The sequence below is a fragment of the Achromobacter sp. NPDC008082 genome (assembly GCF_042957345.1).
Lineage (GTDB): Bacteria > Pseudomonadota > Gammaproteobacteria > Burkholderiales > Burkholderiaceae_B > Achromobacter > Achromobacter kerstersii_A.
Window position 1 is genome coordinate 529,291 of record NZ_JBIBIB010000003.1, and the last position, 11,702, is coordinate 540,992.

Genomic DNA, 11,702 nt, shown 5'->3' on the forward strand with positions numbered 1-11,702 from the left:
TTACGCCTGCCCCAGCGCGATGTAGCGGCGCAGGTGGTGGTCTTCGTCGCCCAGCTGGTGGTCGATCATGACCAGGCGTTTGGCGTAATGCGCCAGCGGCAGCTCCCACGTCATGCCGATGCCGCCGTGCAGCTGGATGCTTTCTTCGGCCACCAGCGTGCCGATGCGGCCGATGGTGGTCTTGGCGGCGGACAGCGCGCGTTCGCGCGTGGCGCGGTCAGGGTGGTCAAGGGCGGCGGCGGCGTTGATGACGGCGGACCGGGCTTGTTCGATTTCCAGCAGCACGTCGGCCATGCGGTGCTGCAAGGCCTGGAAGCTGCCGATGGGGGTGCCGAACTGGCGGCGCGTGCGCAGGTATTCCAAGGTGGCGTCGCGCGCGCAATCCATCGCGCCCACGGCTTCCGCACACAGCGCCAGGATGCCCCGGCCCACGGCGCGTTCCAGCACGGGGTAGCCCGCGCCGGCTTCGCCCAATAGCGCATCGGGGCCGAGCTTGACGTTATCGAAGGTGAGTTCCGCGGCGCGCCCGCCGTCGATCAGCCCGTAGCCGCGTACCGTCAGGCCCGGCGTGCCGGCGCTGACCAGGAACAGACTGATGCCGGCTTCGTCGTCTTCCGCACCGGCGCTGCGCGCGGACACCAGGAACAAGTCGGCATGTTCGCCTGCGGTGACGACGGCCTTGGCGCCATTCAGTACCCAGCCATCGCCCGCGCGTTCGGCGCGCGTGCGCACTTGGTTCAGGTCGTAGCCGGAATCGGGTTCGCCCTGCGCCAGCGCGGCCGTGATGGCGCCTGCGATCAAGCCGTCCAGCGCTTCGCGTTGCGCGGGCGTGCCGGTGGCGGCGATCGCGCTGCCGACCATCAACGCGTCCAGGAAGGGTTCGACCACCAGCCCCCGGCCCAGCGCCTCAAAGACGACCGAGATATCAAAGCCCGCGCCGCCCAGGCCGCCATCGGCTTCGGTGAACAAGGCGCCGATGGCGCCGAGTTCGGCATAGCGGCGCCAGAATTCCACGCTGTAGCCTTGCGGCGATTGCGCGTGGCGTTCGCGCGTGGCGAAGTCGTATTGCTCGCTGACAAAGCGGCGCAGCATGTCGGACAGCATGCGCCGGTCTTCGGTGTGTTCAAAGTTCATGGCCGGCCCTTACAGTCCCAGGATCATCTTCGAGATGATGTTCTTCTGAATTTCATTGGAGCCGCCGAAGATCGACAGCTTGCGGTTGTTGAAGTACTGCGCGGCGGCGCTCTCGGCGCCGTCCGGCCCGATGGGCGGGGCGTCGTAGCCATCGTGCAGCGCTTCTGGCACGAAAGGGCGCGCGTACGGCCCCATGGCGCGGCGCTGTAGCGCTGTGATTTCCTGGCGGATCTGCGTGCCGCGTATTTTCAGCATCGAGCTTTCGGCGCCGGGCGCGCCACCGCCCGCCACGGCCGCCACCACGCGCAGATTGGTGGTGCGCATATTGGCCAGTTCGATTTCAACGCGCGCCATGCGTGCCGCAAAATCCGGGTCTTCGGCCAGCGGGCGGCCATGCTTTTTCTGCTTGGCGGCCACGGCCTTCAGGCGTTCCAGCGCGGCGGTGGACTGGCCCACGCCGGCGATGTTCGTGCGTTCATAGGTCAGCAGATACTTGGCGCACGTCCAGCCGCGGTTCTCTTCGCCCACCAGGTTTTCAACCGGCACGCGCACGTCCGAGAAGAACACTTCGTTGACTTCGTGCTCGCCGTCCAGCGTGATGATCGGGCGCACTTCCACGCCCGGGCTGTTCATGTCGATGAGCAGAAAGCTGATGCCTTCCTGGCGGCGGCCTTCTTGCGAGGTCCGCACCAGGCAGAAAATCATGTTGGCGTACTGGCCCAGCGTGGTCCAGGTTTTCTGGCCGTTGACGATGTAGCTGTCGCCCTCGCGCACGGCGGTGGTCTTGACGGAGGCCAGGTCGGAACCCGCGCCGGGTTCGGAATAGCCCTGGCACCACCAGTCGCTGCCGTCCAGAATGCGCGGCAGCCAGTGGCGGCGCTGCGCTTCGTTGCCGTACTTGATCAGCACCGGGCCCAGCATGCTCAGCCCGAAAGGCACGATGCGCGGCGCGGCGGCCAGTGCGCATTCGTTGTCGAAGATGTATTTCTGCGTGGCGCTCCAGCCGGTGCCGCCGTATTCCACGGGCCAGTGGCTGGCCAGCCAGCCTTGCTGGTTCAGAATGGCGTGCCATTCGGCCATGTCGTCGCGCGTCAGCAGCTTGCCTTGCGTGACCTTGTCGGACAGGCGCGACGGCAGTTTGGCCGCCAGGAAGGCGCGCACGTCGTCGCGAAAGGCGTTTTCTTCAGGGGTGAATTCCAGGTCCATGTCGGTCCTTAGTAGATTTCAAACAGGCCGGCCGCGCCCATGCCGCCGCCGATGCACATCGTGACGATGGCATAGCGCGCGCCGCGGCGGCGGCCTTCGATCAGCACATGGCCCGCCAGGCGCGCGCCCGTCACGCCAAACGGATGGCCCAGCGCAATGGAGCCGCCGTCCACGTTCAGGCGGTCCATGGGGATGCCGAGCTTTTCCTGGCAGTAAATGGCTTGCGACGCAAAGGCTTCGTTCAGTTCCCAGAGATCGATGTCTTCCACCTTCAAGCCGTGGCGCGCCAGCAGCTTGGGCACGGCGTAGACGGGGCCGATGCCCATTTCGTCGGGCTCGCAGCCGGCGATGGCCAGGCCACGGAACGCGCCCAGCGGGCGGATGCCGGCGCGTTGGGCTTCGGACGCTTCCATCAGCACGCAGGCCGCCGCGCCGTCGGACAGCTGTGAGGCATTGCCCGCCGTGACGAACTGGCCCTCGCCGCGCACCGGAGCCAGCCCGGCCAGCGCGTCGTAGGTGGTGCCGGGGCGGTTGCAGGTGTCTTTGTCGACCGTGACTTCGCGTTCAGAAACGGCGCCGGTGGCGCGGTCTGTGACCGACATGGTGGTGGTGACGGGGATGATCTCTTCGCGGTAGCGGCCCGCGGCTTGGGCGGCTTCGGTGCGGGCCTGGCTTTGTGCCGCGAAGCGGTCTTGCGCTTCGCGGCTGATGCCGTAGCGGGCGGCCACGATGTCCGCCGTTTCGATCATCGGCAGGTAAAGCTCGGGCTTGTTGGCGAGTATCCACGGGTCCATGCCGCTGACGCCATCGTCGCGCGTGCGGATTTGCGAGACCAGCTCAACGCCGCCTGCGATCACGGCGGGCGCGCCGTCCATCACGATGCGGCTGGCGGCGGACGCAATGGCTTGCAGGCCCGACGCGCAATAGCGGTTGATGGTGGCGCCGCCGACGCTGACCGGCAGGCCGGCGCGGATGACGGCCTGGCGGCCGATGTTGCGGCCCGTGGCGCCTTCGGGGTAGCCGCAGCCGATGAAGGCGTCTTCGATCAGGGCGGGGTCAATGCCGGCGCGGTCTACAGCGGCGCGCACCGCGTGGCCGGCGAGCGTGGGGCCAGCGATCAGGTTGAACTCGCCGCGCCCCGCCTTGGTGATGGGGGTGCGGGCGGTAGAGACGATAACGGCTTCGCGCATGAAGGTGTCCAGTATTGAAAAAGTGGAATCAGGCAGCCTGATTCAGGCTGGCGAAGTTGCGGCCGGATTCGGCCAGCTGCACGAGCAGCGGCGACGGTTTCCAGAACGCCGGGTCTTCCTTGGCGTAGCTGCGGATGTCGGCCAGCACGCGGTCCAGCCCAACGCTGTCGGCGTAGTGCATCGGGCCGCCGCGATAGCGTGGAAAGCCGTAGCCGGACAGGAACACCACGTCCACATCCGATGGGCGCAGCGCAATGCCCTGATGCAGCACATTGGCGGCTTCATTGATCATGGCGGCCAAATAGCGGCGCTGGATGTCTTCCTGCGTGAATGGGCGGGGCGTGACGCCTGCGCGGCGGCGCTCTTCGTCGATGATGGCCAGCACTTCCGGGTCGGGCGTGCCAACGCGCGCGCCATCTGCGTACTGATAAAAGCCGCGGCCCGTCTTTTGGCCGAACCAGCCGCGTTCGCACAGGCGGTCGGGAATTTGCACGTAGCGCAGGGCCGGGTCGCGCGTGGCGGCGCGGCGCTTGCGCGTGGCCCAGCCGATGTCGCCGCCCGCCAGGTCCGCCATTTGATACGGACCCATCGGGTAGCCGAATTCGCGCACCGCCGCGTCGATGTCATAGGGCGATGCGCCGTCTTCCATCATCATGTCGGCCGCCTGGCGATGCACGGCCAGGATGCGGTTGCCGATAAAGCCGTCGCACACGCCTGCCCGCACGGGCGTCTTGCGCAGCTTGCGCGCCAGCTCAAATCCGGTGGCCACGGTTTCAGGCGATGTGTGCTGGCCGACCACGATTTCCAGCAACTTCATGATGTTGGCGGGCGAGAAGAAGTGCAGGCCCAGCACATCGGCCGGCCCGCGCGTGGCCAAGGCGATGCGGTTCACGTCCAGGTAAGACGTGTTGGTGGCAAGCACCGCGCCGGGTTTGGCCACCCGGTCCAGCTGCGCGAAGACGGCCAGCTTCACGTCCATGTCTTCGAACACGGCTTCGATGATCAGGTCGGCGTTGTCCAGGGCGTCGTAGGTCGTGGCGCCCGTCAGCCGCGCCAGCCGGGCGTCGCGTTCTTCCTGCGTGATGCGGCCTTTCTTGACGAGCAGGTCGTACACCTGGGCCACGCGCCCGCGGCCACGTTCCAACGCGGCGTCGTCCTGTTCCACCATCACCACTGGCAGGCCTGCGTCCAGGACCGACACGGCGATGCCCGCGCCCATCGTGCCGCCGCCCACCACGCCGATTGTGTCCAGCCGGCGCGGCCGCGCTTCTTTCAGTTCGGGGATCTTGGTGGTTTCGCGTTCCGCAAAGAAAGCATGCACGAGGCCTGCGCGTTGCGGGCTGTCCAGGCATTGCAGGAACAGCGCGCGTTCGGTGCGCAAGCCTTCGTCAAAGGGTTGTTCGATGGCGGCGCGCACGGCTTCAACAATTTTCGCGGGCGAATACAGGCCGCGCAGGGTTTTGGCGACGTGTTCGCCGGCCGCCGCGGCTTGCGCCAAGGCGGCGGCCTTGTCGGCAAGCGCGGCCGTGGCGTCGCGGCTGCGGCGCGGGCCTGCGCCTTGCGCGAGCAACTGCCGGGTGTAGGCCAGGCCAGCGGCCAGTGCGCTGTTGCCGTCACTTTCGCCGTCGGCCAGCGTGTCGATCAAGCCGGCCTTTAGCGCCGCGTCGGCGGACAGGTGCTTGCCCGACAGCATCAGGTCCAGCGCGGCGGTGGCCCCGATCAGCCGGGGCGTGCGCTGCGTGCCGCCCGCGCCGGGCAGCAGGCCCAGGTTCACTTCAGGCAAGCCCAGCTTGGCGCTGGGCAAGGCCACGCGATAGTGCGCGGCCAGCGCCACTTCCAGTCCGCCGCCCAGCGCCGCGCCGTGCAGCACGGCCACGACGGGCTTGGCGCTGGCTTCGATCTGATTGCACACGTCGGGCAGGGCGGGCGGCTTGGGCGGTTTGCCGAATTCGCGGATGTCGGCGCCGGCAATGAAGTTCTTGCCTGCGCCCACGAGCAGAATGGCGCGCACTTGCGGATCGGATTGCGCGGCGTCAATGGCGTGGGCCAGATCGCGGCGCACATCGGCGCTGAGCGCATTGACGGGAGGGTGGTCCAGGGTAATGACCAGGATGTCGTCTTCACGGCGCGCGTGGGCGGCGCCGGCAGTGCTGCTGTCGGTCATGGATGCGTGTCTCCTGTAGGGCGTCCGCCGTCGCGGCGCCTGGCGAGCCAGGAACGGCTCATTTTTTATTTCTTATCGCTGATTTCTTTATTCTTTCCCAGTAAAGAAGTCTTGACAATGACATCAAGAATTGACACGGCGGATAAGAAAATTTGACAATCACGGCCAAGGAGACGCCGATGGACACCAAATCCCTGACCTTGCTGGTGGAAATTCTGGATGCCGGCAATTTGAGCGAGGCCGCGCGCCGGCTGAAGATGACGCGCGCCAATGTCAGCTATCACTTGAATCAGCTGGAGCGATCCGTGGGGATGCAGTTGGTGCGGCGCACGACGCGCCACATCGAAGCCACCGAAATCGGCCTGAAGCTGTATCAGCATGGCCGCAGCATTCAAGACGAACTGGTGGCCGCCCGCGAGTCCGTGGAAACGCTGGGCAAGACGCCACAAGGCCGGGTGCGGCTGAGCGTGCCTAGCGGCTACGGGCAATTCGTGATGACGCCGTGGCTGCTGGAGTTCAAGCAGGCGTACCCCGACATCGTGCTGGACGTGCTGTTTGAGAACAGCGTGGACGACCTGCTGCGCGATGAAGTCGATATTGCCGTGCGCATCATGTCCGAGCCGCCGCAGAATCTGGTGGCGCGCGAGCTGGGGCAGGTGCGCTATGTGGCTTGCGCGTCGCCGGCGTATGCCGAGGCGCACGGCTTGGCGCAACGGCCCGAAGATCTGGCGCAAACCCGGATCATCAGCGCCGCCGTCATCGGCCGGCCCTTGCGCCTGTCGGCCTACTATGGCGGCCAGCCGCGGCAGCATGTGGTGCTGGAACCCACCGTCATTTCGCGCAACTACGCGTTCCTGCGGGATGCGATCCGGGCCGGGCTGGGCGTGGGCGTGGTGCCTGACTACGTGGTGCACGATGACATCGCGCGGGGCGAACTGCTGCCGATGCTGTCGGAATGGCGTTTAAGCATCTTCGGGCGCGGCATGTACATGCTGTACATGCCAAACCGCCATCATCCGCGCGCCATTTCAATGATGATCGAGTTCATTCTTGAGCGCGCGCAGCGCGGGCATGAAGGCCAGGCGGGGTTGTTGGCGGTGGCGGGCTGAAGGGCCGGGGCTGAAGGGGGGGCTGAAGGGGCGGGAACGATACTTGCTGAGCGCATTCAACAATGACATGCGAGGGCAGGATGGAAAGCACGACACCGGCGGTCTTGACGCCACAAGGGGAGGACGCCGGTACGCGCGCGTCTGCGCCGCAAGCGGAGGCGGGCAAAGAAAGCACGGACAAGGAAAGCAAGGTCACCGTGCAAGACGTGGGCCTGATCCCCGAACCTGCGCCCAACGTCACGCATGTCTGGGCGCGCGGCGCGTGCCTGACGACCCTGACGGTGCTGGCCGTGCTGTTTTCCTTGAAGCTGGCGCAGGAATTCATCGTGCCGGTGGTGATGGCGATTGTGGTGGCTTATGCGCTGGACCCCGCCGTTACCCTGATGGAGCGCGCCCGCCTGCCGCGCGCCGTGGGCATTCTGGTGCTGATGGCTGTTTTGGCGATCGGCCTGACCGGGCTGCTTTACGCCACGCAGAGCCAGGTGGGCTCCATCGTGCAGGCGCTGCCGGAAATCTCGGGGAAGTTGTCGCGCACGCTTAGCGGCTTTACCAGCGGCGACGGCTCGATGATGGAACGGATCAAGGGCGCGGCCAGCGTGCTTCAGGACACGGGCGGCATAACGCCGGGCCGGCAAGTGGTGGTGGCCAAGTCCGATTCCGGGCTTAGCGACTTTCTGTTGTGGGGCTCCAAGGGGCTGGCCGCCTTTATCGGCCAGGCGACCATGGGCGTGTTCCTGGTGTTCTTTCTGCTGTTGTCCGGCAACGCGTTCAAGCGCAAGTTCGTGAAGGTGGCGGGCAAGACCTTGTCGCAGAAAAAAATCAGCGTGCACATGCTGGACCAGATCAACAACGCCATTCATCTCTACATGGCGATGATGCTGGTGACCAATCTGGTGCTGGGCCTGCTGTCCTGGGTGGCGTTTCGGCTGTTGGGCCTGGAAAACGCCGCGACGTGGGCGGTGGTGGCCGGGGCGCTGCACATCATCCCGTACTTCGGGCCGCTGCTGACGGCGGTGGCCACGGGCATCGCCGCGCTGGTGCAGTTCGGTGAGGTCGGGCCGGCGCTGGCGGTGGCCGGCAGTTCGGTCGCCATCGCGCTCTTGATCGGCGTGTTGGTCACGACCTGGATGTCTGGCCGCATCGCCCGCATGAACGCGGTGGCGGTGTTCATGATGTTGTTGCTGTTCACCTGGCTGTGGGGCATCTGGGGCACGCTGCTGTCGGTGCCTATTGCGTTCATTGCGAAGGTGGTGGCGGATCACATCGAAGGGCTGGAGGCGGTGTCGGAGTTTCTGGGCGAATAGGGTCTGCTGTCCGGGCGTGCTGTCCGGGCGTGAAGCCAGGGCGCGAAGTCAGGGCGCGGAGCCAGGGCATAACGCTGGAGCGTGCCGCCCAGGCTGCCGCACCCAATCCCCGCGTACGGAGCGTGAACGTGAACATCGAAGCGGTCTGGTTCCTGGTGATCGGCGCGCTGTTCGCGCTGATGGCGCTGGCCAAGCGCTTCATCGACGCGCTGCCGATGACGGGCGCCATGATCTACCTGGCTGTCGGTTTCGTGATTGGCCCGGCAGGCCTGGGCCTGCTGACCTTGGATGTTTACGACGACCGCCATGCGCTGCGGCTGATCACGGAAGCCGCGCTGCCGGTCTCGCTGTTCGCCATCGGCATGCACCTGCGGGTGGCTTGCGGACACACGCTATGGCGCCTGCCGCTGCGGCTGGCCGCGCCCGCCATGTTGCTGACGATTGGCTTGATGACGGCGCTGGGCATGGCGGGCTGGGGCTTGGCGCTGGGGCCGGCGGTGCTGTTGGCGGCGGCGCTGGCGCCCACCGACCCCGTGCTGGCCAACGAACTGCGCCCGCTGGAAGCCGGCGATGACGACCCGCTGCGCTTTGCCTTGTCAGGCGAGGGCGGGGCGAACGATGGCGCGGCCTTTCCCTTTGTGGTGCTGGGCATTGCCTTGTGCAATGCCGGGCCGGAGGGTTTGCTGCACCCCTGGACGTTGGCCGCCGAACTCGTCTGGGGCGTGGCCGTGGCCATTGCCATCGGCTGGCTGATGGGCACGCTCAGTGAACGGCTGATTGCCATGTTGCGCATCCGCTTTGGCAACGCGCTGGGGGTGGATGAGTTTCTGGCGCTGGGCCTGATTGCGCTGTGCTATGGCGCCACGCTGCTGGCGCATGGCTACGGCTTTCTGGCGGTGTTCTGCGCGGGCGTGGCCTTGCGCCAGCAAGAGCTGCGCGCAACCGGCAGCAGCCAGACCCCGCGCGCGGCGGTTGAGGACGTGACGCCCGCCAAGCAAGAGGAAAGCGCGCAAGACCCCAAGCTGGCGCATGCGCATCTGGCCGAATCGATGATGGCGATTTCGGTTGGGCTGGAACGTTTTGTGGAACTGGCGTTGATGCTGATCATCGGCTGCGTCGTGTCGGCATGTTGGCGCGACCTGCTGGGCGTGATGCCGCTTGTCGTCATCGCCGTGTTGTTCGTGGCGGTGCGGCCGGCGAGCGTGATGGTGTCGCTGGCGGGGTCCACGCTGGACAGGCGCCAACGCTGGCTGGCCAGCTGGCTGGGCATCCGCGGTGTGGGCACGTTCTATTACCTGCTGCTGGCCATGGAGCAAGCGCCGCGCGGCGTCACGCAGGGGCTGGCGCCGGTGCTGCTGGCGGCCATTGTGGGGTCGGTGCTGGTGCATGGCGTGTCGGCGCAACCCTTGCTGCGGCGCTATCACCGGGCGCGCGCGCCGTAATGGCCCGGCGCGCCAGACGCCTTGGGTCCGGTGGATTGGCGCATGGCCATCGCACCGTCCGCGCGTCTTCTGTCTTCTCTTACGCCGGCCCGCCCCGCCTGTTGTTATGCTGACGCATCGCCCCGCCGGATATTTCATGCCCGACTCTGCCCGTACCGTTCCGCCGCCTTCCGCTTCCACCGTTCACCCTTCGGCCTTGGCGTCCGACGTGCGCCGCACGCAATTGCGGCGCATGAAAATTGCTGCGCTGGCGTTGCTGGTGGCCATGGTTTGCGGCTTCATCACCAGCCACGTCATGGGCGGACAGGGCGCGTGGGCCTGGGTGCGGGCGTTTTGCGAAGCGGCTACCGTGGGCGCGCTGGCCGATTGGTTCGCCGTGGTGGCGCTGTTTCGCCGGCCCATGGGCCTGCCCATTCCGCACACGGCCATCATCCCCAGCAACAAGGACCGCATCGGCGACAACCTGGCCGTTTTTGTTCGCGACCATTTTCTGGACCCGGACACGCTGATGGAGAAGCTGCGCGTCTTTGACCCCGCCGCGCGCCTGTCGCGCTGGCTGGTGCGCCCCAAGCAGGCGCATGCACTTAGCGATGGCGCGCGCCGCGTGGCCTTGCAGACGCTGGACATGCTGGATGAACAGGCGGTGCGCGGCGTCATCCAGGAATTCGTGGTGAAGAATCTGCGGCGCTGGGATGCAGCCGGCACCGTCGGCGAAATTCTGGGGCTCTTGACGCGCGACGGGCGGCATCAGGAACTGCTGGATGCGGCCATGGAACGCCTGGGCGGTTACCTGGGCGAAGACGACGTGAAAGAGCGCGCGTCGACGCTGCTGGTGAAGTTTGCGCGCAAGGAATGGCCGCGCATCATCGCGGCGGTGGATGTCATCAAATCGGTGGATGGCATTGCCGACAACCTGGCCGACCGCCTTGCGCTGGCCCTGGTGCAGGAAGTGCGCGACGTGCTGTCCGAACCCGATCACCCGGTGCGGCGCGATTACGAGGCCTGGGTGCTGAACTACATCGAACGCTTAAAGAGCGATCCGGCCTTGGCGGCGCAAGTGGAAGACTTGAAGCAACGCGCCATCGACCATCCCAAGGTGCAGGAGTACGTGCAAGGCCTGTGGGACGACATTCATGCTGCGTTGCGGCGCGATCTGTCCGACGAAGATTCGGCGCTGGCCCGCCATCTGGAAAGCGCCTTGCTGGCGCTGGGCCGCAAGCTGGGCGAAGACCCGGGCCTGCGCGACGCCATCAACAACCACGTGCTGGGCAGCGCGCGCCGGCTGACCGGCCGGCTGCGCATTGGCGTCACCGAACACATCTCACGCACCGTAAAAAATTGGGATGAACGCCATCTGGTCGACGAACTGGAACTGAGCGTGGGCCGCGACCTGCAATACATCCGCTTCAATGGCACGCTGGTGGGCGGGCTGATCGGCGTGGCGCTGCACGCGCTGGTGCTGCTGGTGAATCGTTAACAAGCCTGCCCGCTTGTATCAGGAATGAAGATTGCTGGCTGTTCGTGCCGCCCCGGTGCTATTGTTTTCTGCGCCATGGGCCAGGGCGGCGCGGTTCGCCCGGCCGGGCATCCGCACCTTGTGTGCATGATTCCAGGAGGCACTTCATGAAGAAAATCCCGATGCTAGTTGCGACGCTGGCACTCGCAGGCGCGTCCAGCGCTGCGCTGGCCGAAAACGTCACCATGACGTTCCTGACGGCCGACGGCCTGGGCAAGAGCGCCGGCACGATTTCACTGAAGGACACCAAGGGCGGCTTGCAAATCACGCCGAACCTGAAGGGCCTGCCGCCAGGCGAGCACGGCTTTCACGTCCATGAAAAGGATTCGTGCATGCCGGGCATGGTGAATAACCAGATGGCGCCGGGCGGCGCGGCGGGCGGCCACCTGGACCCCAAGGGCACCAAGGCCCACAAGGGGCCGATGGCCACCGACGGGCATCAGGGCGACCTGCCGTTCATCGTGGTAGCGGCCGATGGCACCGCCAAGAAAGCAGTCGTTGCGCCGCACTTGAAACTGGCCGACGTGAAGAAGCATGCAGTGATGGTGCACGTGGGCGGCGACAACTACAGCGACACGCCCGCGCCGTTGGGCGGCGGAGGCGGCCGCCTGGTGTGCGGCGTGGTGAAGTAAGCCGG

9 protein-coding genes are annotated in these 11,702 nt (G+C 66.4%); 5 read left to right on the forward strand and 4 right to left on the reverse strand.

Going from position 1 to position 11,702, the window contains the following annotated elements; genetic code table 11:
* Genes ACFZAI_RS14505 through ACFZAI_RS14520 form a run of 4 tightly spaced genes read right to left on the reverse strand, consistent with a single transcriptional unit; the run spans position 1 to position 5,694 of the window.
* On the reverse strand, positions 1-1,134 hold the full coding sequence (locus ACFZAI_RS14505) for an acyl-CoA dehydrogenase family protein (protein WP_391567510.1): 1,134 nt from the start codon (positions 1,132-1,134) through the stop codon (positions 1-3).
* Between the two features lie 9 nt (positions 1,135-1,143).
* The gene (locus ACFZAI_RS14510) at positions 1,144-2,340 is read right to left on the reverse strand and encodes an acyl-CoA dehydrogenase family protein (protein WP_391567511.1); all 1,197 of its coding nucleotides are present in this window, start codon (positions 2,338-2,340) and stop codon (positions 1,144-1,146) included.
* Between the two features lie 8 nt (positions 2,341-2,348).
* Complete coding sequence (locus tag ACFZAI_RS14515) at positions 2,349-3,530, reverse strand: acetyl-CoA C-acyltransferase (RefSeq protein ID WP_391567512.1); 1,182 nt, start codon at positions 3,528-3,530, stop codon at positions 2,349-2,351.
* A gap of 28 nt (positions 3,531-3,558) precedes the next feature.
* Positions 3,559-5,694, reverse strand: coding sequence for a 3-hydroxyacyl-CoA dehydrogenase NAD-binding domain-containing protein (locus ACFZAI_RS14520; protein ID WP_391567513.1), 2,136 nt, complete (start codon positions 5,692-5,694; stop codon positions 3,559-3,561).
* 179 nt (positions 5,695-5,873) lie between these two features.
* On the opposite strand from ACFZAI_RS14520, the gene ACFZAI_RS14525 reads away from it, so the two are divergent.
* From ACFZAI_RS14525 to sodC, 5 genes are all read left to right on the forward strand, one after another.
* Positions 5,874-6,803: a LysR family transcriptional regulator gene (locus tag ACFZAI_RS14525; protein ID WP_391567514.1), complete on the forward strand. Its 930-nt coding sequence runs from the start codon at positions 5,874-5,876 to the stop codon at positions 6,801-6,803.
* 80 nt (positions 6,804-6,883) lie between these two features.
* On the forward strand, positions 6,884-8,107 hold the full coding sequence (locus tag ACFZAI_RS14530) for an AI-2E family transporter (RefSeq protein ID WP_391567515.1): 1,224 nt from the start codon (positions 6,884-6,886) through the stop codon (positions 8,105-8,107).
* A gap of 128 nt (positions 8,108-8,235) precedes the next feature.
* Positions 8,236-9,549, forward strand: coding sequence for a cation:proton antiporter (locus ACFZAI_RS14535; RefSeq protein ID WP_391567516.1), 1,314 nt, complete (start codon positions 8,236-8,238; stop codon positions 9,547-9,549).
* Positions 9,550-9,781: 232 nt separating this feature from the next.
* Positions 9,782-11,026 (forward strand): DUF445 domain-containing protein, encoded by a 1,245-nt coding sequence (locus ACFZAI_RS14540; RefSeq protein WP_391567862.1) that lies wholly within the window; start codon positions 9,782-9,784, stop codon positions 11,024-11,026.
* Between the two features lie 146 nt (positions 11,027-11,172).
* Positions 11,173-11,697 carry a superoxide dismutase [Cu-Zn] SodC gene (gene sodC / locus ACFZAI_RS14545; protein ID WP_391567517.1) on the forward strand — a complete coding sequence of 175 codons (525 nt, stop codon included), beginning with the start codon at positions 11,173-11,175 and terminating at the stop codon, positions 11,695-11,697.
* Positions 11,698-11,702 lie beyond the last annotated feature (5 nt).

Coding starts and splice junctions, on each gene's coding strand:
- ACFZAI_RS14505 (WP_391567510.1), bottom strand. CDS start 1,134: ATGAACTTTGAACACACCGAAGACCGGCGCATGCTGTCCGACATGCTG.
- ACFZAI_RS14510 (WP_391567511.1), bottom strand. CDS start 2,340: ATGGACCTGGAATTCACCCCTGAAGAAAACGCCTTTCGCGACGACGTG.
- ACFZAI_RS14515 (WP_391567512.1), bottom strand. CDS start 3,530: ATGCGCGAAGCCGTTATCGTCTCTACCGCCCGCACCCCCATCACCAAG.
- ACFZAI_RS14520 (WP_391567513.1), bottom strand. CDS start 5,694: ATGACCGACAGCAGCACTGCCGGCGCCGCCCACGCGCGCCGTGAAGAC.
- ACFZAI_RS14525 (WP_391567514.1), top strand. CDS start 5,874: ATGGACACCAAATCCCTGACCTTGCTGGTGGAAATTCTGGATGCCGGC.
- ACFZAI_RS14530 (WP_391567515.1), top strand. CDS start 6,884: ATGGAAAGCACGACACCGGCGGTCTTGACGCCACAAGGGGAGGACGCC.
- ACFZAI_RS14540 (WP_391567862.1), top strand. CDS start 9,782: ATGAAAATTGCTGCGCTGGCGTTGCTGGTGGCCATGGTTTGCGGCTTC.
- sodC (WP_391567517.1), top strand. CDS start 11,173: ATGAAGAAAATCCCGATGCTAGTTGCGACGCTGGCACTCGCAGGCGCG.